At 72.2% G+C, this 21,601-nt stretch carries 17 protein-coding genes and 2 pseudogenes; 10 read left to right on the top strand and 9 right to left on the bottom strand.

Annotated features, from left to right (window positions below; all coding sequences use genetic code 11):
* Positions 1 to 15 precede the first annotated feature (15 nt).
* Positions 16 to 663, top strand: coding sequence for a TetR/AcrR family transcriptional regulator (locus Ato02nite_RS18460; protein ID WP_246607170.1), 648 nt, complete (start codon positions 16 to 18; stop codon positions 661 to 663).
* Here the strand turns inward: Ato02nite_RS18460 and Ato02nite_RS18455 are convergent.
* The gene (locus Ato02nite_RS18455) at positions 629 to 1,030 is read right to left on the bottom strand and encodes a DUF1761 domain-containing protein (protein WP_213007792.1); all 402 of its coding nucleotides are present in this window, start codon (positions 1,028 to 1,030) and stop codon (positions 629 to 631) included. The two genes, Ato02nite_RS18460 and Ato02nite_RS18455, sit on opposite strands and share 35 nt — an antisense overlap.
* A 62-nt stretch (positions 1,031 to 1,092) precedes the next feature.
* On the opposite strand from Ato02nite_RS18455, the gene Ato02nite_RS18450 reads away from it, so the two are divergent.
* Both Ato02nite_RS18450 and Ato02nite_RS53010 read left to right on the top strand, forming a co-directional pair.
* A complete protein-coding gene (locus tag Ato02nite_RS18450; RefSeq protein WP_213007791.1) occupies positions 1,093 to 2,019 on the top strand; it encodes a helix-turn-helix transcriptional regulator in 927 nt (308 codons plus the stop codon).
* Between the two features lie 9 nt (positions 2,020 to 2,028).
* Positions 2,029 to 2,136, top strand: a pseudogene (locus tag Ato02nite_RS53010) (RNA polymerase subunit sigma-70); the annotation flags it as partial.
* A 99-nt stretch (positions 2,137 to 2,235) separates the two neighbouring features.
* On the opposite strand, the gene Ato02nite_RS18445 reads toward Ato02nite_RS53010, so the two are convergent.
* The gene (locus Ato02nite_RS18445; protein WP_246607168.1) at positions 2,236 to 3,423 is read right to left on the bottom strand and encodes a L,D-transpeptidase; all 1,188 of its coding nucleotides are present in this window, start codon (positions 3,421 to 3,423) and stop codon (positions 2,236 to 2,238) included.
* Between the two features lie 175 nt (positions 3,424 to 3,598).
* Between Ato02nite_RS18445 and Ato02nite_RS53290 the strand changes: the two are divergent.
* From Ato02nite_RS53290 to Ato02nite_RS18430, 3 genes and pseudogenes are all read left to right on the top strand, one after another.
* A pseudogene (locus Ato02nite_RS53290) lies at positions 3,599 to 3,791 on the top strand (MerR family transcriptional regulator); the annotation flags it as partial.
* 580 nt (positions 3,792 to 4,371) lie between these two features.
* Positions 4,372 to 5,289 carry a YobF C-terminal domain-containing protein gene (locus Ato02nite_RS18435; protein WP_213007788.1) on the top strand — a complete coding sequence of 306 codons (918 nt, stop codon included), beginning with the start codon at positions 4,372 to 4,374 and terminating at the stop codon, positions 5,287 to 5,289.
* Between the two features lie 45 nt (positions 5,290 to 5,334).
* On the top strand, positions 5,335 to 5,631 hold the full coding sequence (locus Ato02nite_RS18430; RefSeq protein WP_213007787.1) for a hypothetical protein: 297 nt from the start codon (positions 5,335 to 5,337) through the stop codon (positions 5,629 to 5,631).
* 505 nt (positions 5,632 to 6,136) lie between these two features.
* Here the strand turns inward: Ato02nite_RS18430 and Ato02nite_RS18425 are convergent.
* Genes Ato02nite_RS18425 through Ato02nite_RS18405 form a run of 5 tightly spaced genes read right to left on the bottom strand, consistent with a single transcriptional unit; the run spans position 6,137 to position 9,067 of the window.
* On the bottom strand, positions 6,137 to 6,508 hold the full coding sequence (locus Ato02nite_RS18425; RefSeq protein ID WP_213007786.1) for a VOC family protein: 372 nt from the start codon (positions 6,506 to 6,508) through the stop codon (positions 6,137 to 6,139).
* A gap of 14 nt (positions 6,509 to 6,522) precedes the next feature.
* Entirely contained in the window at positions 6,523 to 7,098 is a 576-nt protein-coding gene (locus Ato02nite_RS18420) for a TIGR03086 family metal-binding protein (RefSeq protein ID WP_213007785.1), read from the bottom strand.
* Positions 7,085 to 7,552, bottom strand: coding sequence for an SRPBCC family protein (locus Ato02nite_RS18415; protein ID WP_213007784.1), 468 nt, complete (start codon positions 7,550 to 7,552; stop codon positions 7,085 to 7,087). Before Ato02nite_RS18415 ends, Ato02nite_RS18420 begins: the two co-directional genes overlap by 14 nt.
* Entirely contained in the window at positions 7,549 to 7,884 is a 336-nt protein-coding gene (locus Ato02nite_RS18410; protein ID WP_213007783.1) for an ArsR/SmtB family transcription factor, read from the bottom strand. The genes Ato02nite_RS18415 and Ato02nite_RS18410 overlap by 4 nt, the downstream gene beginning before the upstream one ends.
* Positions 7,885 to 7,921: 37 nt before the next feature.
* A complete protein-coding gene (locus Ato02nite_RS18405) occupies positions 7,922 to 9,067 on the bottom strand; it encodes a flavin-containing monooxygenase (protein ID WP_246607165.1) in 1,146 nt (381 codons plus the stop codon).
* A gap of 288 nt (positions 9,068 to 9,355) precedes the next feature.
* Between Ato02nite_RS18405 and Ato02nite_RS18400 the strand changes: the two genes are divergently transcribed.
* Positions 9,356 to 12,307 carry an AfsR/SARP family transcriptional regulator gene (locus Ato02nite_RS18400; RefSeq protein ID WP_213007782.1) on the top strand — a complete coding sequence of 984 codons (2,952 nt, stop codon included), beginning with the start codon at positions 9,356 to 9,358 and terminating at the stop codon, positions 12,305 to 12,307.
* Here the strand turns inward: Ato02nite_RS18400 and Ato02nite_RS18395 are convergent, their stop codons facing one another.
* Positions 12,308 to 12,676, bottom strand: a complete 369-nt coding sequence (locus tag Ato02nite_RS18395; protein ID WP_246607163.1) for a hypothetical protein — start codon at positions 12,674 to 12,676, stop codon at positions 12,308 to 12,310. It abuts the gene before it with no gap.
* Positions 12,677 to 12,910: 234 nt separating this feature from the next.
* On the opposite strand from Ato02nite_RS18395, the gene Ato02nite_RS18390 reads away from it, so the two are divergent.
* Positions 12,911 to 16,414 carry a TIR domain-containing protein gene (locus Ato02nite_RS18390; protein WP_213007780.1) on the top strand — a complete coding sequence of 1,168 codons (3,504 nt, stop codon included), beginning with the start codon at positions 12,911 to 12,913 and terminating at the stop codon, positions 16,412 to 16,414.
* A gap of 24 nt (positions 16,415 to 16,438) precedes the next feature.
* Here Ato02nite_RS18390 and Ato02nite_RS18385 read toward each other — a convergent pair whose 3' ends face one another.
* A complete protein-coding gene (locus tag Ato02nite_RS18385; RefSeq protein WP_213007779.1) occupies positions 16,439 to 17,908 on the bottom strand; it encodes a hypothetical protein in 1,470 nt (489 codons plus the stop codon).
* Between the two features lie 95 nt (positions 17,909 to 18,003).
* On the opposite strand from Ato02nite_RS18385, the gene Ato02nite_RS18380 reads away from it, so the two are divergent.
* Both Ato02nite_RS18380 and Ato02nite_RS18375 read left to right on the top strand, forming a co-directional pair.
* Positions 18,004 to 20,058 (top strand): hypothetical protein, encoded by a 2,055-nt coding sequence (locus Ato02nite_RS18380; RefSeq protein ID WP_213007778.1) that lies wholly within the window; start codon positions 18,004 to 18,006, stop codon positions 20,056 to 20,058.
* 1 nt (position 20,059) lies between these two features.
* Complete coding sequence (locus tag Ato02nite_RS18375; RefSeq protein ID WP_213007777.1) at positions 20,060 to 21,568, top strand: hypothetical protein; 1,509 nt, start codon at positions 20,060 to 20,062, stop codon at positions 21,566 to 21,568.
* Positions 21,569 to 21,601: the final 33 nt, after the last annotated feature.

The raw sequence follows: 21,601 nt of genomic DNA, 5'->3' as shown, positions 1-21,601 counted from the left end.
GTCAAGATGGTGTGCATGACAAGGCGGACCGACGCGCTCTCCCGGGAGCGGATCGTCGAGGCGACCATCGAGATCCTCGACACGGCCGGCGAGAGCGCCCTGACCCTCCGCGCGCTGACCGCCCACCTGTCGACCGGTCGCGGCGCGCTCTACCACCACGTCGCCACCAAGGACGATCTGCTGGCCGCGGCGTCGGACGGCGTGATCGGCCGGGTGCTGGCCGAGGTCGGCGGCCACGAAGATCCGGCGTACGCCATCCGCGCGCTCGCGCTCGGCATCTTCACCGCGATCGACGGCCATCCGTGGGTCGGGTCCCAGCTCGCCCGGGACCCGGGCCAACCCGCCGTGCTGCAGATCTGGACGAGCGTCGGGTCGCAGCTCACCCGGCTCGGCGTCACCGGCCGGGCGCGGTCGGACGCCGGTTCGGCGCTGGTCAACTACGTTCTCGGCGCCGCCGCCCAGCACGCCGCGGGGGCTCGGCGCGCCCCCGACCAGGCGGCCCGGCAGGAATACCTCCAGGCCCTGGCCACGAAGTGGGCCGGCGAGGACCCCGACGCGGCGGAACTGCTGCGCGACCACGACGATCGCGCGCAGTTCCTCGCCGGCGTGGACATCTTCCTGGCCGGCGTCAGCGCCCTCCGAAAGCCTGCAGGATCAGGCTGACGATCAGGCTGCCGAGGATGTTGTAACCGCCCGAGATCGCCGCGTAGAGCAGCGGCCGCGGGAAGTTCGGGTTGATCGCGATGTTGACCGTGTTCGCCGCCAGATAGCCGGCGCCGACGGTCAGGCCGAACAGCAGGGCGTTGCCGTAGCCGGCGATGTTCTCAGCGTCCATCAGGATCGCGCTGGTGATCGTGATGACCAGGCAGGTGAGCGCCGGTCCGGCGAAGAACAGCGGCGAGGGCTCCGGCTTGGCGTCGGGGTCGCGGCCCAGAGAGCGGTTGTACGCCTTCGGGAAGAGCACCGCGAACCACACGCCACCGAGCACGGTGAAGGCGAGGAAGCCGACCAAGATTCCGATCCAGTTCATGGTGAGAGGCTCGCAGGGGTAGGTGCCAGGTTGTGGCACCTACTCCAGGCAGAATCAGGCCCATGCCGAAGACTTCCGCGCGCCTGCTGGCCCTGCTCTCGCTGCTGCAGACGCGCCGGGATTGGTCCGGCACGGCCCTTGCCGACCGGTTGGAGATCAGCCTGCGCACCGTGCGCCGCGACGTCGACCGGCTGCGCGAGCTCGGCTACCCGATCGCCGCCGCCAAAGGCCCCGACGGCGGTTACCGGCTCGGTGCCGGGACCGATCTGCCGCCGCTGCTCTTCGACGACGAGCAGGCCATCGCCCTGACCGTGGCCCTGCAGATCGCCGCCGGGCGAGACGAGGCCGCGGCCCGCGCCCTCAACACCATCCGGCAGGTCCTGCCGAGCCGGCTGCGACACCGGGTCGACGCCATCGACGTCACCGCGGTGGAACGACCCGCCACCCGGACACCCGCGCCGGTCGACGGCCGGCTGCTGCTGGCCGTCAGCGCCGCCGTGCGCGCCCGCGAGGTGCTGCGGTTCGACTACCCGACCGGCCCGTCCCGGCGGGCCGAACCGCACCACCTGATCACCTGGGACGGCCGCTGGTACGTCGTCGCCTGGGACCTCGACCGGGCCGACTGGCGCACCTTCCGCGCCGACCGGATGACGCTGCGGACACCCAACGGCCCCCGCTTCACCCCGCGCGAGCTGCCCGGGGGAGACGTCGCGGCCTTCGTGACCGGCACGTTCCAGGGCATCGCCTGCCGGGGCACGGTGATCCTCGGCAAGCCGGCCGCCACGGTGGCGCAATACACCCGGGACGGGCTGGTCGAGGAGCTCGACGCCGAACGCTGCAGACTGACCCTCGGCTCCTGGTCGTGGCCGAGCCTGGCCGCCGCGATCGCCCGCTACGACGCCGACATCGAGGTCGTCGAACCGGCCGAGCTGACCGCGGCCTTCGCGCAGCTGGCCGACCGTTTCCACCGGATCGCGGCGGCCCGGTGAATTCCGGTCGACCCGGCCGACGCGGCCGAGGCCCGGCAGAAGATTCGCCTGGCCTTCGTCGCCGCGCTGCAGCACCTGCCGGCCCGGCAGCGGGCCGTGCTGATCCTCCGGGACGTCGCCGACCTGCCGGCCTGACCGCGGAGCAGTTCCGGGCCGGCCTGCCGGACGCCCCGACGCCGGAGGCCGTCGGCCGGAGCATCGTTGCCGGATGAATCCTCAGTGGCCGTATTTCTCGTAGGCGACCGTCCAGTCGCCCAGGCCGTCCGAGACCGGCAGGGATTTCGGGCTGTTCTTGACCTCGACGACGTCGCCGACCAGGAAGTTCTCGTAGACCCACTTCGCGTCGGCGACGCCGAGGTTGACGCAGCCGTGCGAGATGTTCGCCGTGCCCAACGAGTGGTTCCACGGCGCCGCGTGCAGGAACTCGCCGGAGTACGAGATGCGGGTGCAGTACTCGACGATCTCGGGCGCGTAGTAGTTCGGGTTGGCCGGGTCACTCAGGCCGTAACTGGCCGAGCTCATCGAGTGCGTCCGCTCCTTGGAGAGCACCACGTGCGGGCCGTTCTGCGTCCAGAAGTGGATCTGGGTGCCGTCCGAGATCGTGGTGTAACCGCCCCGGCCGTTGCTGGAGGCCATGTCCCGCACCATCTTGCCGTCGACGTACACCTTGGTGCGGTGCGTGCTGTTGTCGCTGATCGCCACCAGCGCGCGGCCCACGGTGAAGTGCGTCGTCGCGTCGGTCCGGCCGTAGACGCCGTTGCCGAGATGCACGCCGAGGGCATTGACGCCGACCTTGACCGTGGTGCCCTTCGCCCAGTACTTCGCCGGCCGCCAGTGCACGATGGTCTTGCTGACCCAAAAGAATTTGCCGGGTACGGACGGGGAGGTCTCGACGGTGATCGCCTTCTCCGCCGCCGCTCTGTCCGTGACCGCCTTGCTGAAGGCCACGATGACCGGCTGACCCACTCCGTAGGTGCCTCCGGTCTGGAGAACGCCCATGCCGTTGGCCTGAAAGGTGATGCCGGCGGTCGCGCGCGGCTTGACCGTGGAGAACGTGGACGTCTTCTCGGTCGTCGCGCCCAGACTGTCGGCCACCGAGGCGGTCACCTGGTAAGTCGTGCCGTAGGCCAGGTTGCCGGTGGACCGCCAGGACAGCCCGTCGGCCTCCACCGCGCCGCTGATCTTCTTCGACCCGGCGACCACGGTGACCGACTTGAGGGTGCCGCCCTGGACGGCGACGACGACCGGCTCGGTCGGCAACACCTTGGCGGCACCAGCCCTGGGCGTCACGGTGAGGCTGACCGGCGCCGCGGACGGGGTGCTCCAGGTGCCGAGCGCCTTGCTGCGGGCGTGACCGGCCGTGGACCAGCCGGCCACCGCAAGACCGGCGGCACCGACGCCCACCGCGCCGAGAATGACATTACGTCGCCGAACCATAGCTCTCTCTCGGCTCGAGTGATGAGGGGTGCCGCGGGAAGAAGTACGACCCGGCGCACCCTATGGATCAATGGCCCGCCTGTCGACTCTTGACCTTGCCCTTGGGGCAGGGTCCAAGCTGGCCCACATGTCATCGAAGTTGATGCGGTCCGGCGAGTTCGGCGCGGCGGCCCGGCTGTCCCCCAAGGCCCTCCGGCTCTATGCCGAGCAGGGCCTGCTGCTGCCCGCAGAGGTCGACCCGGCCACCGGTTATCGGCTCTACGACCCGGCCCAGCTGCGCCGGGCGCGGCTGATCGGGCGGCTGCGTGCGTTGGGGCTGCCGCTCGCCCGGATCGGCTACCTGGCCGAGCTGAGCCCGGCCGCCCGCGCGCTGGAGCTGCGCGGCTGGTTGCGCGCCGAGCGGGACCGCCTCGACGAGCGGGCGGCGGTGGCCGAGGCGGTCGGCGACGTTCCGGAGCCGGGCCTGGTCGCGGCGGTCCGGCTGCGCGACGTGCCGGAGCGCAAGGCGATGAGCCGCTCCCGCCGGATCGACTCGACCGGGCTGCGCGAGCACGTGAGCACGGCCCAGCGTGACATCCGTGCCCACCTCGGCCCGTCCGGCGAGCCGCGCCTGGTCTTCTTCGAAGACCTGATCACTCCCGACTCCGACGGGGTGGTCGAGGTGGCCATCCCTTTCTCCGGAACCATCGATCCCGTCGCCGACCTGCACGTGCGGCTGATCCCGGCGCACACGGCGGCCTGGCTCGCGGTCCCGCCGGAGTTCGAGGACATGCCGTTGATCCTGCGGGTCTACGACGCCATCGAGGCCTGGATCGACAACCAACCCGGGCTGCGCGCGTGCGGCCACCCTTACGAGACCGGACCGGGCACCGGGGCGCTGTTCGACGTCTCGTACCCGATTGTGGAGGTGAAGTGATGCACGTTCCCTATGTCGGCAACGGGCCCTACTGCTACGCGAACTCGTTCGCCATGCTGCTGGGCACGCGATCCCCGTCGACCGCGGTCATCGAGGTGGCCACCGGCGGACCGTTCGGGATGCAACTCATCGGTGGCGAGACGGTCTTCTTCGACGCCTACGGCTGGAACCCGGAAATGGGCTTCGACAGTGTCCTGACCGCCATCGGCTGGACGTCGACGGCGACGAGCGGCGGCAGCCCGGCCGAAGCGCTCGACCGCTTGCGCACCGCGGTGGCGCGCGGCCCGGTCTGGGTGGGTCCGCTGGAGATGGGCTATCTGCGGCACCATCCGGAGATGACCGGCCCGATCGGCGCCGACCACTTCGTCGTGGCCCTCGACGTGAACGACGAGCGGGTGCTGGTCCACGATCCGCACGGATACCCGTACGCGGAGGTGCCGGTCGCCGACTTCCTGACCGCCTGGCGGGCCGACACGCTGACCTACGGCACCCCCTACACGATGCGCACCGGCTTCGAACAGGTCGCCGAGGTGTCCGACGCCGACGCGATCCGCTCGATCGTCCCCGCCGCACGCGACTACCTGGCCATGGTGACCGACGAGAAGATGCCGCCCGGCAGTCTGGGTAACGCCGACGCCGCGCACCGGGTGGCCGAGATGGTGGAGGCGGGCGCGGAGAAAGGGTTGCGCGAGCATTTCATCTACTTCGCCGTGCGGGTCGGCGCGCGCCGCCTCGACGACACCGCCACCTGCCTCGAGCTGGCCGGCTATCCGCACGCGGCGGCGATCGCGGCCGAACAGGCGCGGCTGGTCGGTTCCCTGCAGCATCCGCTGGTGACCCGGGACTTTCCGAGGGCGGCGGCCGCGCTGCGTGAGCTGGCACCGACCTACGAGCGGCTGCGCGCGGCGCTGACCTGACCAGCACGGCGCGGCGCGGTTGCGGGCGGCTGGTTAGATCTGGCGATGGATACGTGGGAAGCGGTTCTTCTCGTCATCGCCACGATCGGGTCGGTCGCGGCGGCGGCCGGGGCCTGGTTTCAGGAGCGGCGCAGCTCGGCGATCCAGCTGGCGGCGATCCAGCGCAAGCTCGACCTGGTGATGGACCATCTGGGTCTGGCCGCGCCCGAGCAGCCGGAGGTGGTCCGGCACCTCGAGAACGGACGGATGGTCGAGGCCGTCCGTGCCTACCGCGAGCAGACCGGCGCGAGTCTCCTCGAGGCCAAGCAGGCAGTGGACCGCATCGCCGCCGAGCGCCGCTAGACACCCTTGCCGGTACGGGCAACACCGTCAACAACCGCAACCACCCCCGACCGCCGCCACCCCGCCACCAGCGCGCAACACCGGCACGTGCCGCGACTCTCGCGCAACCACAGCCCTACGCGGCCGCGCTTTGCCCCGCTCACCCCTCTGCGCTGTTCTGCCCGGGTATCCGGCCCGTGGTGACGCGGTCGATGCCCTGCCGTGGCGCCGGGCATCGCAGATCTTGGGGACTTGCCGCTCTGTGCGCACGTGAAGTCCACAAGGTCGGGCGTGGGCAGGGCCGCGCGGCAGATCTTGGGGACTTGCCGCTCTGTGCGCACGTCAAGTCCACAAGGTCGGGTGTGGGCAGGGCCGCGCGGGTCCGCCCGTGGCGGGCGCGCGGAGGGTGAGGTGCGCCTGCCAGGACGGCGTGCCACGGGACTGAGCCGCCCGTACGGAAAGATTGGAAGCGCGAGGAAATCTGGGTCCCGTTCTGGGGAAGGGCGGGACCCGACTCGGAAGATGTCTAGTTTACCGGGGGTGCCCAGGACGGGCGTCTGATCAGGCAGAACGGGTGACCGGCGGGATCGGCGTACACGTGGTCGCCGGGCAGCTGACGCGCGCCTAGGGCGAGCACCTGGCGGCCGGCTGCCTCCTGGTCGTCGACCATCACGTCGAGATGCATCTGCTGTGGTATCGCCGGCTCCGGCCAGGTGGGGGCGGTCAGCCCGGGCGCGCGCTGGAACGCCAGCCCGGACGTCGTCGCGTCGGCCGCGACGACCACGAAGTCGTCGTCGGCGTAGGTGATCGGGTCGCCTAGAACCGCGCTCCAGAATCGCGCCTCGTCCATCGGCTCCGGGCAGTCGACGATCAGATGGTGCAACCGGCCGACCGGCATCTCGCGCCGGCCCTCTAGGCCGTCGTCCAGAAGGGATCGCGGCCGATGAAGCCGAGCAATCTCGTCTGGGCGTCGGCGCCGGCCGGGACGGGCACCCGCGGGCCGTACTGGCCCGAGGACCGGATGATGTCCTCCATCGGTTCCATGCCGCCCACCAGCGCGGCGCTGAAGCCCTCGTCGAGGCGGTCGTCCTGGCCGGTGGCCCGGGACAGGTCCCAGGTGTGCATGAAGACGTCGGACGTGTAGAACTGGTCGATCGCCCGGTCCAGCGGCACCTCGCCGAGGTGCGGGTTGCTCAGCACCAACTGCTCGGTGGCCGGGTCGTCCAGCAGTGCCTGCACGGTGTCGTACTGGTTCTGCCAGGCGGCCACCGGGTCGTCGTCGGCGGTCGGGCCGGTGGGCAGCGTGATGCCGGTGCCGCCGGCCAGGAAACCGGGGAACCACTCGACGAGGTGGCGCACCACGTCGCGAGCCGTCCAGCCGGCCACCGGGGCGGGCGCCTCCCAGTCCTTCGTGCCGCGGACCCGGTCGGCGAACGTCGCCCCGACGGTGCGGTGCCGCTCGGCGGGGGTGAGGTCAGACAGTGCCATCGGTGAGCATCCTTTCGAGCTTTGCGTAGCCGTCCTCGAGGCCGGTCTCCATGCCGCTCTTCAGCCATGCGTCGCGGGCCTCGAAGCTTTCCACCAGCGACTGCGTGTGCAGCCGGGTGCGACCGTCGCCGAGGTCTTCGAACCGGAGGGTCTCCAGCAGCACGTCGTCGGGGCTGCCCTCGTAGGTGAAGGTCTGCACGATGCGGTCCGGCCGGATCTCGTGGAAGCAGCCGTGGAAGGCGAACTCCTCGCCGTCGCGGACCGAAACGTACCGGTAGCTGCCGCCGGAGCGGGCATCCCACTCGTCGATGCGGGTCCGCAGGGAGTCGGGGCCGATCCACCGGGCGAAGAGCTCCGGGTCGGTGTGCGCCCGCAGGAGCTGGGTGGGCGTGGCCCGGAAGTCGCGGCTGACCCGGATGATCGGAACGGCCGGATCCGCTTCCACTGTGGTCATGTCGGCTGCTCCTCGTTCATCTCGGCCAGCACCCGGTCGAGACGCTGGTAGCGGTCGTCGGCCTGGCGGCGGTAGCGCTCGATCCACTCGTCCATGCCGTCCAGTGAGCCGGCCTCGAAGTGCACCGGCCGCGGCTGGGGCCCGGCGGCTCGGCTCACCACGCCCGCCTCCTCCAGGACCCGCAGGTGTTTGTAGACCGCTTGCAGGCTCATCCCGTACGGCTCGGCGAGCTGGTTGACGGTGGCGTCGGCGAGCGAGAGCCGGGCCACGATGTCGCGGCGGGTCGGGTCGGCGAGCGCCGCGAAGACCTTCGACAGGGTGTCGACCGGCATCGCCGTCCTCGTTTCAACTTATCGGTTGAAAGCCAAGCTAGTCGCCCTGCGTGTGGCCCGTCAAGGAGACACTCCGGGCCACCCGGCGCGATTCGAGCGCCAGCTGCCGGAGCATTCCGCCCAGGGTCACGTCGTACCCCATGAAGAACAGGCCCGGTCGGGCCGGCGCACCCCCATGGACCAGCGGTACGCCGGTGTCGTCGAACAAGGACGGGTCGTCGAACAGTTCGCCCAGGCCGGTTCCGTACCCGGTGGCGGCGATGACCGCGTCCGGCTGGATGCTCGTGCCGTCCGCCAGCAGTACCGACGTCGCGGTGAAGCCTTGCACGGCGGCGACCGGCCGGACCCGCCCGGACACGACGTCCCGGACGATCCCGACGTCCTGCAACGGCACGTAGCGCCGGGTCCGCAGGCGCGTCATCAGTCCCTCGGCCGGGCGCGCGATGCCGTACGGCCGGAGGTCCGGCATCTCCACCCGGGCCATCGTGGCGGCCATCGTGTTGAAGGCCCGCTCCGGCAGACGGCCGAGCAGCAGGCCGTTCAACTGGGCCGGCCAGCCCGCTGTCTCCCGCCGGACGATGTGCGGCGGGGTGCGGATGGCGAGACTCACCGCCGCGGCGCCGCCCTCGGCCAGGTCGGTGGCGATCTCGGCGCCGCTGTTGCCGGGGCCGACCACGAGGACGTCCTGACCGCGGAACGGCTCCGCGTTGCGGTAGGACGCCGAGTGGATCAGCGTGCCGGTCCACGTCTGGAGGCCGGGCCACTGCGGCACCACCGGCGTGTGGAGATAGCCGGTGGCGACGATCAGGGTGCGGGCCGACTGCTCGGAACCGTCACCCAGTCGCAGCGACCAGCCGTCGGCGCCGGGCTTGACCCGCTCCACGGTCGTCCCGGTCCGGACGTCGAGGGCGAAGCGCTCCGCGTAGGCCTCCAGGTAGCGGACCAGGTCGTCGCGTCGGACCCAGCGGCCGTACTCGCGGGGGATGGGGAAACCCGGCAGTCCGGACAGGCTGCGGATGGTGTGCAGGCGCAGCCGGTCGTACCGGCCGCGCCAACTGGTGGCCACCCCGGGACCGCGCTCCAGGACGACACAGTCCACGCCGTTCGCCTTGAGTCGAGCCGCCACGGCGAGTCCGGCCGCACCGGCGCCGAGCACCGTTACATCCCGCGTCGGGAGAGTCATGCCGAGAGTGTGCCGGATGGAGTCGCATCCGTGGCCGCCGAGTCTGGGGGCAGCGGCCACGGATGCCGCCTCTCGGTGCAGGGCAGGTCGCCCGTCGCTCAAGGTTTCACCCTCGCGTCCCGATTCCCCCGTTACGCTGCGCCAACCGGGCGAGGGCGACCTGTTCCCTGCAACGAGATCAATGGTCGTCGTCGTACCTTGCGGGAAGCATGCAACACTTGGCGCGCTCCTTGTGGATATCTTGAATGTCCTGGTGAGCACGTCTGGCGATGAGTGTGCGGAGGTCCGTTGACGGCGCGGTTCGGGGTGCTCGGCGCGGTGGAGGCCCAGATCAGCGGCCACCCGGTCGGCCTCGGGCATGCCCGGCAGTGCAGCGTCCTGGCGGTGCTTCTGGTCGAGGCCGGGCGCCCGGTCTCGATCGATCAACTGATCGACCGGGTCTGGGGTGACGAGGCCCCCCAGCGGGCCGACGGCGCGCTCTACAGCTACCTGTCGCGGTTGCGGCGGGCGGTCGCCGAGGCCGCCGAGGTGGGCATCGAGCGCCGGCCCGGCGGTTACGTCCTGACCGTCGACCCGCAGACGGTGGATCTGCACCTTTTCCGCAGGCTCATCTCGCAGGCGCGGTCGGCCGAGGACCGGTCCGCCGCCGAACTGCTCACCCAGGCTCTCGGCCTGTGGCGCGGCGAGCCGTTCGCCGGCCTGGACACCCCGTGGCTCGTGTCGATGCGGCAGTCGCTGCTCAGCGAACGGTTCGCCGCCGAGCTGGACCACCACGACGTGCTGCTGCGGCTCGGCCGGCACGCCGAGCTGCTGCCGTCGCTGTCCGCCGCGGTGGCCGAGCACCCGCTCGACGAACGGCTGACCGAGCAGCTGATGCTCGCCCTCTACCGGTGCGGCCGGCAGGCCGACGCCGACGAGCAGTACCGGCGGATCCGCCGCAGCCTCGCCGACGAGCTCGGTAGCGACCCGGGCGCCGGGCTGCGCCGGATCCACGAGCGGATCCTGGCCGCCGATCCCACCCTGGTCGCGACGAAGCCGGCCGCACCGCTGGCCCGGCCGAACGTGCCCACCCAACTGCCGGCCGACGTGCGCGCCTTCACCGGGCGGGACCGGGAGCTCGACGCGCTGGACCGGTCGCTGGCACCACCCGACGGCGACGAGCCGCCGCTGACCGTGGTGCTGCTGTCCGGCACGGCCGGGGTGGGCAAGTCCGCCCTCGCGGTGCGCTGGGCGCACCGCGTCCGGGAGGCGTTTCCCGACGGCCAGCTGTACGTGAACCTGCGCGGCTACGACACCGAGCAGCCGGTGGCGGTCGGTGACGCCCTGGCCGGCTTCCTGACCGCGCTGGGGGTGGGCGGGCCGGAGATCCCGCCGGGCGTCGAGGAGCGCGCCGGGCGGTACCGGTCCGAGCTGACCGGCCGCCGGATGCTCGTGCTGCTGGACAACGCGTCCTCGGTGGAACAGGTCCGGCCGCTGCTGCCCGGCACCGGGTCCTGCCTGGTGCTGATCACCAGCCGCGACTCGCTGCCCGGCATGGTGGCGATCCACGGCGCCGAACGGATCAACCTGGATCTGCTGCCGCTGGCCGACGCCGTGGTGCTGCTGCGCCGCCTGATCGGTGGCCGGGTGGACCGCGAGACGTCGGTCGCCGAGGACCTGGCCGCGGCGTGCGCCCGGCTGCCGCTCGCGCTGCGGATCGCCGCCGAGCTGGCCGCGGCCCGCACCGATGTCTCGCTCGCCGAGCTGGTCGACGAGCTGGGTGACCACCGGATGCGGCTGGACCTGCTCGACGCGGGCGACCCGCGGGCCGAGGTCCGGGCCGTGTTCTCCTGGTCCTACCAGAACCTGCCCGCCGACGCGGCCCGGATGTTCCGGCTGCTCGGCCTGCACCCGGGCGACAGCGTGCACGTCGAGGCCGTGGCGGCGCTGACCGGCACCGATGTCGGCGAGGCCCGGCGGCTGCTCGCCGTCCTGGTCCGGGCCAGCCTGGTGCACGCCGGCCGGGGCGGCCGGTACGGCATGCACGACCTGCTCCGGGCGTACGCCGCGGAGCTCGCCGCCGCGCAGGACCCGGCACCGGAGCGGAAGGCCGCGCTGACCCGGCTTTTCGACCACTACCTGGCCGGTTCGGTCGCGGCGATGAGCACGCTGTACCCGGACGGGACGGAAGGCGCCGGCGATCCGGACGCGGCCCGGAGCTGGATCGAGGCGGAGCGGCCCAACCTGGCCGCCGCCTGCATCTACGGTGCCGCGCACGGCTGGTACCGGTTCGCGATCGCGCTGGCCGGCACCCTGTTCCGCTACCTCGACGCCGGTGGGCCGGTGGCCGAGGCGGTCACCGTCACCGCGTCCGCCGTGTCGGCCGCCCGGGCCGTCGGCGACCGGGAGGCGCAGGCCCGCGCTCTGTCCGATCTGGGCAGATTGCACCGGCGGCAGGGCCGCCTCGACGAGGCCGCCGACACCTACCAGCAGGCCCTTATCCTGTACGCGGACCTGGGTGAACACGCGGCCGAGGCGGTGGCGTTGCGCAACCTGGGAAGCGTCCACTGGCGACTGGGCGACTACCGGCAGGCCGCGGATCACTACCGGCGGGCCTCGGCGCACTACGAGCGGCTGGGCGACATCGCCGGGCAGGCCGACGCGTCGGTCCAGCTCGGCCGGGTCGATGCCCGGCTCGGCGACGAGGCGCAGGCCGTGACCCGCCTCCGATCGGCCCTCGAACTGGTCACCAAGCTCGGCGACTGGTACAGCGAGGCGTACGTTTTGTCGCTTCTGGCCAGGCTCTCGCACGAGCCGGCCGACCTCGAACAGGCCGGCATCCACCTGGAGCGGAGCCTCGCCGCGATCCGGCAGGCCGGCGACCGGACCGCCGAGGCGTACGCGCTGACCGATCTCGCCGCGGTGTACGCGCACGGCGGCCGGCTCACCGAGGCGGCCGGTCACCTGGGCCGCGCGCTGCTGCTGCACCGGCGGATCGGGGACCGCGCCAGCGAGGCCGAGGCCCTCAACGACCTCGGTCAGGTGCTGCGGGCCGCGGGCGACGCGACCGAGGCCCGCGCCCAGCACGAGCAGGCGCTGATCCTGGCCCGGGAGATCGGCGACCGGTACGAACAGGCACGCGCCCACGACGGCATCGCCGCCACGCTCGACCGCGACGACGGCGGCCCGCACCGGGACCTCGCCCGGCGGCTCTTCGCCGACCTCGCCGTACCCTCCGCGCCGGACCTCGCGGCACGGTGATCAGGTCCGGAGTACGCCCTCCACCCACAGCACGGTGACCGGGCGACCGCGGGCTCTCGCGTACGCGACGATGTCCGCGGTGCCGCCCAGTCCGCGGGCCGGACGGCCGTCCCACACCGCGAACAGATGGTCGCAGCGATCCACCAGGGCCTGGCCGGCGGCGAGGAACGCCTGATCGCTCGGCTCGGGGTAGGGCATGGTGATCACCTTTGCCGCGGCCCGCCGGAGGTCCTCGAACCGGCTCCGGCTCTCGTCCGCGTGCAGCGAGCCGGTGAAGCCCTCGTACGGCAGCACCGCCTCCAGCGTGCCGCCGGCCGCCAGCACGTGCGAGGCGAACAGTTGGTCGGCGCCGTCGGCGAGGTTCGACACCCCGTGCGGCTGCGAACCGACCGGTAACACTCTGCTCCAATGCCGCACCGCACAGTCGACGATGCTCGGCGGGAGGATCTGATGACCAGTGACACCGAACCGCACATCGACCTCCGTACCGGGCCTGTCAAGGTGGCAACGATCAGAGACGATACGATCTCTCGCCTTTTCTCGTGGGGCGCAGGCATGCACAATCTGACGTCGCGGGACGTGCCGACTGCCGGGGGACATGCCATGAACTTCGATGGGTTCATTTCGTACAGCCATGCTGCCGACGGGCGTCTCGCGCCCGCCGTACAGCGTGGTCTGCACCGTCTCGCGAAGCCCTGGCACCGGCGGCGCGCCCTGTGGATCTTCCGGGATCAGACCGGCCTGGCGGTGACCCCGGGGCTCTGGTCCTCGATCCAGACCGCGATGGACGGATCGGAATACTTCGTGCTGCTCGCCTCGCCCGAGGCGGCCGAATCACCATGGGTGAATCGGGAGATCGAGCACTGGATCGCCACGAAGTCCGCGAATCGGATCCTCCCGGTGGTGACCGATGGGGAGTGGACCTGGGACGAGGCCCGCGGGGACTTCTCCGAGGGATCGACGGCGGTGCCGGCAGCGCTCCGCGGAGTGTTCGCCGAGGAGCCGTTCTTCCTCGATCTGCGGTGGGCGCGCGGCAGCGAGCACCTGAGCCTGCACCACTCCCGCTTCCGGGACGCGATCGCCCAGCTGGCCGCCCCGATGCACGGGATGAGCAAGGACGACCTGGAGGGCGAGGACGTCCGGCAGCACCGCCGGGCGAAGCGGCTGCGTTCCGGCGCCGTGGTGACCCTGGTGGTCCTGGCGCTGCTGGCGTCGTTCACCGGGATGTCGGCGGTCCGCAACGCCGAGCGGGCGAAGGCCGCGGCGGCGGAGGCCCTCCGGCAGAAGGCGGTGGCGGACGACCAGCGCGACAACGCCGAACGGTCCGCCGAGGAGGCGCGCCGGCAACAGGAGCTGGCCGACCAGCAGCAGGCTCGGGCGACCCTGGCGCAGCAGCGGGCGGATCAGGCGAAGACCAAGGCGGAGCAGGCCGAGAAGCAGGCGGGTCAGGCCCGGACCAAGGCGGAGCAGGCCGAGCAGGACGCCCGGGAGCAGCAGCGGCTCGCCGACAAGGCGGCGGCCGAGGCGAAACGCCAGCGCGGGCTCGCCGACGAGGCGACGGCCCGCAAGCGGGAACAGCAGCGGCTGGCGAAGGAGGCGGCCGAGCGGGCCGAGAAGCTGCAGCAGGAGGCGGAGCGGCAGGAACAGATCGCGGCCGAGCAGCGCCGGCTCGCCGACGAGGCGGCTGCGGAGGCCGCGAAGCAGCAGGCCAAGGCCGACCAGCAGCAGCGCATCGCGGTCAGCCGGCGCTTGATGAACCAGGCCAACGCGGCGCTCGTCGACAATCCGCAGACCGCCCTGATGCTGGGGTCGGCGGCGCAGAGCATCAACCCCGACGCGACCACCCTCCGCCAGCTCACCGGGGTCGTCGCCGCGACCCACTACGCCGGCGCGGTGGAGGGCGTGATCGAGGCGACCTATGCGCGGGACGGCGTCATGGCGGTGATCGGCAGCGATCGCAGCGTCGCGCTGTGGAACGTGGCCGACCCGCGCGAACCGGTACGGCTGGCCGTGCTCCCGGTGAAGGCCACCGCCACCGGCACCGGCTTCCTGGAGAGCACCCTGGTGTTCAGCCCGGACGCGACGACCCTGGCCTACGTGAACGCGCAGGGCGCGGCGGTCCTGTGGGACGTCGCCGTCCGCTCCCGGCCGGCCCTGATCGCCACCCTGCCGAGCGACAGCGCCATCAACGCGGTCGCGTTCAGCGGGGACGGGAGAACCTTCGTCACCGGTGACGCGACGCCGCTGTCGATCCTGTACGACCTCACCGACCGCACGCATCCCGCCCAGCTCACCCGGATCGAGGGCGACGAATACCATCCGGTGGAGCGGTTCGCCTTCAGCCCGGACGGCAGCATGCTGGTCGTGGACGAGGGGCGGTACGCCCCGGTCTACGACCTGACCGACCGGCGGAACCCGGCGATGATGAACGACATCCTCAGCAAAGGCGGCGGCCCGATCACGTTCAGCCCGGACGGCCAGGTGCTGGCGGTCGGGCGCACCGACGGGATCCTGGACTTCTACTCGATGGAGGGCCGCTACCCCGGTGAGGCCCCGATGCCCACGGCCTCGCCGACGCGGGAGGAGCCGGTGCCGCCGGGAAATCCGCCCGCACCGGCCGCGACGACGGCGGGCCTGGCGGCCAAGGCGCTGGCGGACGGCGACGACACGTTGAGCCCGCCGCCGATGCCGTCCTTCCCCCCGGACGAGGATTTTCCGGACGATGACCCGACCGACGACGACCACACGCCGAGCCCGCCGCCGACGATGCCCGACCTGCCGGACGAAGTCGGGTTCTGGCAGATCGAGGGCCTGACCGGCCGGGTCCGCGCGCTCGCCTACAGCCCGGACGGAACGATGGTGGCGGCCGGCGACTCGACCGGGACGGTGCTGGTCTGGGACACGACGGCGACCGCGAGTCCCGACCCGATCGCCACCCTGAAGACGCGCGGCCTGGTCAGCACGTTGTCCTTCCGGAACGCCACGACGCTGGTCACCACCGACACGTCGGCCACCGCGACGACATGGAATCTGGCCCAGGCCGGGGCCGGCACCAGCCTGGCCACGGTCGGCCTATCCGGCGGGAGCGCCGAGGACACCCTGTTCAGCCCGGACGGCAACGCGCTGATCGCCGCCGCCTCGGACGGCGTGGCGCGCACCTGGAACGTCCAGGACCCCAGCCACCCCGTCCGCGGTGCCGATCTGGACCTGGGCCACGGCGTCCTGCAGGCGGTGGCGTTCAGCCGGGACCGCCGCACGGTGGCGACCGCCGTCACCGGGCGGGCGATGGTGACGCTGGCGGACGGCGCGCAGCCGGCCCGGACGACGAACCTCGACGTGCAGGCCCGGGCGCGGGCGCTGGAGTTCAGCCCGGACGGGCGCACCCTGGCCGTCGTCACCGACAATGGGCTGATGCTGTGGGACGTGGCCAACCGGTTGCGTCCCGTCCTGCTCGGCAAGTTCAGCGGAAGCTTCAGCGGGGCGGTGGCCTTCAGCGCCGACGGGCGCACCGTCGCCACGGGTGGTTACGGCGAACCCACGGTCACGCTGTGGAACCTGGCCGACCGGGCCGCCCCGGCCCGGCTCGCCGTGCTGACCGGGCACAGCGACGACGTGGGCGCACTGGCCTTCAGCCCCGACGGTCACATCCTGGCCAGCGGAAGCGACGACCACGCCGTGGTGCTGTGGAACGTCACGAACCGGGTCCGGCCGGTTCGGCTCGCCACGCTCTACGGCCACAGCCTGAAGCTGACCTCGGTGGCCTTCAGCGCCGACAGCCACACCCTGGCCACCGGCGGGGACGACTACGCGACGATCCTGTGGGACATCACCAGCCCGGCCGAACCGGTCCGGATGGTCCGGCTGCGAACCGACAACGGCAAGGCGGTGAAGTCGGTGGTGTTCCGGCCGGACGGGCGCACGCTCGCGGTCACCGCGGTGATCGGTTACGGCGTGCCGTCCGTCACGATGTGGAGCTACAGCCAGCTCAACAACCTGCGCGCGAACCCGGCGAAGTACGCCTGCGCCATCACCGGCCGTGGACTCGACGCCGACGAGTGGGCCGGCTTCATCCCGGAGCTGAAGTATCGACGCACCTGCCCCAAGTGACCGGAACCGGCCGGGCCGCCGGTCTCAGCTCGCCAGCCGGCGGCTGAACTCGGCCCGGCCGGTCTGCACGATCTCGTCGAACTGCCGCGCCTCGTCCTCGGTCAGCACCCGCTGAAGCTCGAAATCGACGGTGAAGTCGCCGCCACCGACCCGCACGTCGAACCGTTCGAGCAGGCCGTCCGGCATCCGGGACAGCACGAAGTCCTGGAACCCCCGCTCGACCTCGGCCCGCAGCCGGGCGCAGTCACACTCCCGCTCGTCGAGGAGCGCCACCAGGTGGGCGCGCGCCGCACCCGCGGCGTCGTCGCGTGGCTCCAGGACGGACAGGCTCTCCTCGAGGGCCGCGCGGGCCTCGGCCGGCCGGCCCAGATGCTGCAGACAGATCCCGTGCACGGCGGAGATGTGCCCGATCAGGACCGGGTCGTCGCCGCCCCGGGCCGCGGCGGCCGCCTCGCCGAGCCGGTCGGCGGCCTCCTCCGGCTGGTCCACGGCCTGCAGGGCGAGGCCCCAGTCGAACAGCGCCTGGCTGACCAGATCGGCCCGCCCGATCCGCTCGGCCCGGGCGGCGGCATCCGCGTACCGCAGAAGGCTTTTCGGGGTTTCCCCGGCCGCACCGAGGGCCTCGGCGATGGCGAGCGCGGCGGCCAGGCCCTCCTCGGCCCGATCCTGGCGGTCGTAGGCGGCGAGGATCCGGCGCAGGGCCGCGATGCGGCCGTTGTGATCGCCGCGGTCGACGGCCTGGACGGCCATGGCGGTGTATGCCTCGATCGTGGCCGGATGGTCCGGTCCGAGCCGTTCCCGCAGGGCGTTGGCCAGGTGGGCGACGAGAAGGTAGGCGGAATCCGGGCCGAGACCCTGCCGGGCCCGGGTCGCTGCGATCGTGGCGACCTGCTCCACGACGTGGTCGGGCAGCTCCTTCAGCCCCGGGAAGAGCGGCCCGGTGTGCCCGCGGGCCTGCAGGATCACCCCGCGCAGAGCGACCGAACTGGCGACCCGCTGGTGCCCGGCGGCCTGGAAGATCGGCAGAGCTTCCTCGATCGCCGCGAGCGCGCCCTCGATGTCGCCCAGCCGCAGCAGGATGTCGGCGACCGGTTCCAGCCCGGCGGCGTAGCCCACGTGCTCGGCGCCGTAGTGCTCGAGCCGGCCGGCCCGCGACTCCCACAGCACCTTGGCGGCCTCGTCGAGCCGGTCGGTCAGCGCCAGCGCGATCCCGAGGTTGAGCTGATAGCCCAGCCAGCGCGCCCGATCGTCGCCGGGCGGCACGGACGCCGCGGCCCGGAAGCACTCGGCCGCCCAGGCCGGCTGCTGCGCGCGCAGCAGCAGGTTGCCCATGTCCGACTGGGCGTCCGCCCAGGCGGCACTCTGCTCACCGTGCTGCTCGGCGGCCCGCCGCACGGCCCGTTTCATCAGCTCCTCGGCGCCGGCCGTTCGGCCGTCCCGCAGCAGCGCCAGGGCCTCGTCGAGCAGGCCGGCGGAGGCGGAGGAAGCGTTCATGGCCGCGGAGTGTAGCCGCAGTCGTCATGGCGACACATCAGCCGCCGGTCGCCGTCCGGCGGCAAGGATGGCAACGGATGCGAAGGAGTCGCCGCATGACCGTGCATGTCCGGGGGCACACCGCGGTCGCCGAGCGGACGGGTGACGGGCCGCTGGACCATCTGCGCACGCTCATCCGGGCGCTGCCGGTGCCCACCGCGCCGATGACGTTCCCCAGCCGGGAGGCGGCGCTCGGACTGGCGCTGATGGACCTGTCGTTCCGGCTCGACCATCTGGCGCGGCTGTCGGAGCACCTCACGCTGATGGACCGCGGGCACATGAGCCGGGCGATCAGCGTCGACGTCGACCTCGACCTGATCTCCGGGCGGCTGCGGGACACGCTCATCGTGCCGGGCGACACGGCGCTGTGGGTGCCGGTGTCCCGGTACAGCCGGCGGGACCTGGCGCCGGTGGTCATCCGCGACTCGAACGGCGAGGTGGTGCCGCGGCTGTCGCACCGCGACGCCAACCGGGTCACCGCCGCCGCGTTCGTGAAGCTGCTCTTCATGCTGATCAACGCCCACGACGACGTGTCCGCGCCGGCCGGCCCGATCCATCAGCTGCGGCACACCCACCAGCGGTCGCGGTGGCTGATCGAGGCGGCGATCACCGAGCTCATCATGGTCGGGTCACCGGTGGGGCAGCCGCTGCACACCCCGCTCGACCACGCCGAGCTGCCGGTGCGGGAGGGCAACTCCCAGTCCGTACGGGATCTGGCGCTTCTCGGTCTTGACGCTCTTTTCCCGGCCGAGGGCGGGGACCGGTTGCTGATCCCGTTCGCCCGTCTCCTGCAGCTGGCCACCCGGCAGTACATCCTGGTCGCCCAGCTCGGCCTCGATCGGCCGCGGCGGTTCCTGACCTGGGACGCTCCGCTGCTGCCGGCCCAGCATCGCCCGTCGCCGCTGCAGACCCTGGCCAAGAACGTGCTGCCGGTGAACCGCGAGTTCGTGGTGGAGTACGAGACCGAGATCCCGCGCTCGGTCAAGGCGTACCACCTGACCCTGGAGGTCCGGCAGGAGATCAGCGTCCGGCGGTTCCTGATGGCCAGCGACGCCGACGAGGAGTTCGTCGAGGTGCTCGCCCAGGACCTGGAGTCGGTGGCCCGGCGCGCGGCCCGGCTGGGTGACCACCACAAGCTGCTCGAGCTGGAGATGCAGGGCATCGCGTCGCGGCTGGCCGAACTGGGCCGGCGCCGGCTGGTCGACCTGGCGAGTTACGAGGCCTACCTGGCCCGACTGCCGATTCCGGTCGGCCCCGGCTCGGCGCCCCCGCCACCCCGGCTGACCGCCGACGAGGTCATCGCGGCGCTGTCGGCGGGGGACTGCTCGCTCGACGTGCTCGCGGCGTTCTGCGCGCACTACGCCGCCGACGGCATGCAGCACCTCGCCCGAAGCGGGCTGCCCGGGCCGGCCCTGCTGAACATCGCCGCCGGGCTGCGGGCCACACAGGTGGGCCGGGACGTCACCACCGACAACGACCCCCGCGAACACGGTGCCCACGCGCACTGGCGGCGGCCCTCGGTGGAGCTGAGCCCGAAGTCCACCGAGCCGGTCCGGGTCTTCGCCTTCATGGCCCTCGCCGACGAGGCGCCGGCCCTGATCGAGAGCATCACCCGGATGGTGGCCGGCCTGGCCCTGGTGGTGCTGGGCATCGGGACGCTGCTGTCCGGCGGGATCGCCTGGCTGTACTCGTCGGCGGTGTCCGAGGACTTCGCGCCCGACCAGGCCGATGCCGTCGTCGCGGTGCTGCTGCTGGTGCCCGGCTTGCTGCTGGCCCGGCTCGACCTGCCGAGCACCAAATCGGTGCTGGGCCAGCTGCACAAGTTCCAGCGCACGCTGGCCGCGGCCTCGGTGGTGGTGACCACCGCCCTGGCGATCGTGGTCGGCACCGTGCACTCCGACCGCGAGATGACCCGGTTGTTCCAGCTCGCTCTCGGCGTACTGATCCTGATCCTGATCTGTTGTCTGTGTGAGTTCTACGCCCGGCGGATCCATCGCAGCAGCTCGGTGCCCCGGTCGGCGCGGGTGCCACGCTGGCTGCGGGACGCGCGCGGGGCCGCCCGGCGCACCGTCGAGCCGGACGATTTCTTCGACGCACGCGGTGAGGTGTGAGGTGACGTCACCGGCGAACTCCACGAAGTCCTCCGAGCTGGCCCGGATCGCGGCGGAGGCGGCCGGCACGTACTTCTCCTCGGTGCGGTTCAGCCTGACCCACGGGTCGTCCGCGGCCGGGGTCATCACCGGGTCCGACCCGGACGTCGGCCTGGACAAGGAGGATCCGAGCGCCTGGCCGACCGACTTCTGCCACTTCTCCGCCGCCGGTCTGTCGGTGTCGACGTCGACGTGGCCGTCGGCGATGTCGGCGTTCAGCGGCCGGGTGCAGATCGGCCCGGTGGAGCCGGCCGGGCGGGACACGTACTCGTACACCGGGTACGCCGTGCCCAATCCCGGCTTCCTCAACCAGTCCACCCGCAAGGTCGAGGTGCTCATCACGCTGGGCAACACCCACTGGTCCCCGACCTACCGGGAATCGCTCATGCAGGCGCTGGTCATCGAGAAGCTCACCGCGCTGGCCGCCGAGCGCGGCGCGCCGGTGCTGCACCTGCACACCCCGGTCGCGCCGGTCCCGCGGACCCACCGGTCCGAGCGCGGCGACGGCTCCAACGAGCGGTTGCGCGACGCGATCGGGCCGTGCCTGCGGTTCTCGATCGGGGTGGACCCCAAGATGTCCGAGGCCCGGCTGGACTTCGAGACGGAATTGGCCGCGCTCGCCGAGGAGTACGGTTTCGGCCTCAAATTGGACGATCAACGGCTCAATCGGGTACGCGGTGAATGGTTCACCATCCGCGGGTTCGACCGGGAGCGCTACCGGCAGGCCCGGAACCGCTTGTTTCCGGACGCACCCGCGCTGACCCCGCGGACCGCGGTCATCGCGAGCATCATCGGCCCGTCCCGGACCGGGACGACCGCGGCGGCCGTGGCGGCGCTGCGGGCCCGGGGCATCGGGGTGCTGGCCGCCTCCATCTCCAGCATGCACCGCACCACATTCATCAACCTCGTGCTGCCGGTGGCCGCCGACGCCCCGGAGGCATCCCAGCAGTGGACCGGCGGCTGGCTCGACGCGCTGTCCCGGCTGGGCGGCGATGCCGACGCCGAACCCGACGACAGCCTGATCGCCGACTGGAAGGTGGCGGTGAGCCCGGCGATGCGCTGCACCTATCCGCCGTCGAGCCAGCAGACCGGGGCCACCACGACCGGCCGGGTGCCGTACCCGATCTGGTTGTGGTGGCAGCTTCCGCACCGCACGGTCGACACCCCGGCGCTGCTGACCGAGGTGCAGGCCGCGCTGCGGCCGTACGCCCGGCGCTGCGAGGTCGCCTACGCCCAGTCCCGGCTGTGCCGGGGCGACCTGGTCCGCGGCCGGGCCAAGCTGATCGTGATGCTGTCCCAGGAGCACCGCGACCACGAGACGGTGCAGCGCCTACTGGCCGACGCCACCGAGGCGGCCCAGCTGCGCATCCGGGAGTGGCTGCCGGCCCTCGGCCGGGTCGACCCGAGCAAGGTGCGGCTGCGGTTGTCACCCCGCGAGCGCTGGCTGACCTACGCGGACATCTCCGGCTGATGCGCGCCGCCGCCTGAGGCGCCGGTGCCGCCG

Origin of the sequence: Paractinoplanes toevensis (assembly GCF_018332695.1) — a bacterium.
GTDB lineage: Bacteria > Actinomycetota > Actinomycetes > Mycobacteriales > Micromonosporaceae > Actinoplanes > Actinoplanes toevensis.
The sequence above is the reverse complement of the archived record's forward strand: the minus strand, read 5'-3'. Positions and strand labels throughout refer to the sequence as shown.

Excerpts from the sequence above, each read along its gene's own strand:
- Ato02nite_RS18420 (WP_213007785.1), bottom strand. The coding sequence starts at position 7,098 with ATGGCACTGTCTGACCTCACCCCCGCCGAGCGGCACCGCACCGTCGGG.
- Ato02nite_RS18390 (WP_213007780.1), top strand. The coding sequence starts at position 12,911 with ATGAACTTCGATGGGTTCATTTCGTACAGCCATGCTGCCGACGGGCGT.
- Ato02nite_RS18380 (WP_213007778.1), top strand. The coding sequence starts at position 18,004 with ATGACCGTGCATGTCCGGGGGCACACCGCGGTCGCCGAGCGGACGGGT.
- Ato02nite_RS18435 (WP_213007788.1), top strand. The coding sequence starts at position 4,372 with ATGCACGTTCCCTATGTCGGCAACGGGCCCTACTGCTACGCGAACTCG.
- Ato02nite_RS18450 (WP_213007791.1), top strand. The coding sequence starts at position 1,093 with ATGCCGAAGACTTCCGCGCGCCTGCTGGCCCTGCTCTCGCTGCTGCAG.
- Ato02nite_RS18405 (WP_246607165.1), bottom strand. The coding sequence starts at position 9,067 with ATGACTCTCCCGACGCGGGATGTAACGGTGCTCGGCGCCGGTGCGGCC.
- Ato02nite_RS18425 (WP_213007786.1), bottom strand. The coding sequence starts at position 6,508 with ATGCCGGTCGGCCGGTTGCACCATCTGATCGTCGACTGCCCGGAGCCG.
- Ato02nite_RS18415 (WP_213007784.1), bottom strand. The coding sequence starts at position 7,552 with ATGACCACAGTGGAAGCGGATCCGGCCGTTCCGATCATCCGGGTCAGC.
- Ato02nite_RS18410 (WP_213007783.1), bottom strand. The coding sequence starts at position 7,884 with ATGCCGGTCGACACCCTGTCGAAGGTCTTCGCGGCGCTCGCCGACCCG.
- Ato02nite_RS18460 (WP_246607170.1), top strand. The coding sequence starts at position 16 with ATGACAAGGCGGACCGACGCGCTCTCCCGGGAGCGGATCGTCGAGGCG.
- Ato02nite_RS18455 (WP_213007792.1), bottom strand. The coding sequence starts at position 1,030 with ATGAACTGGATCGGAATCTTGGTCGGCTTCCTCGCCTTCACCGTGCTC.
- Ato02nite_RS18385 (WP_213007779.1), bottom strand. The coding sequence starts at position 17,908 with ATGAACGCTTCCTCCGCCTCCGCCGGCCTGCTCGACGAGGCCCTGGCG.
- Ato02nite_RS18430 (WP_213007787.1), top strand. The coding sequence starts at position 5,335 with ATGGATACGTGGGAAGCGGTTCTTCTCGTCATCGCCACGATCGGGTCG.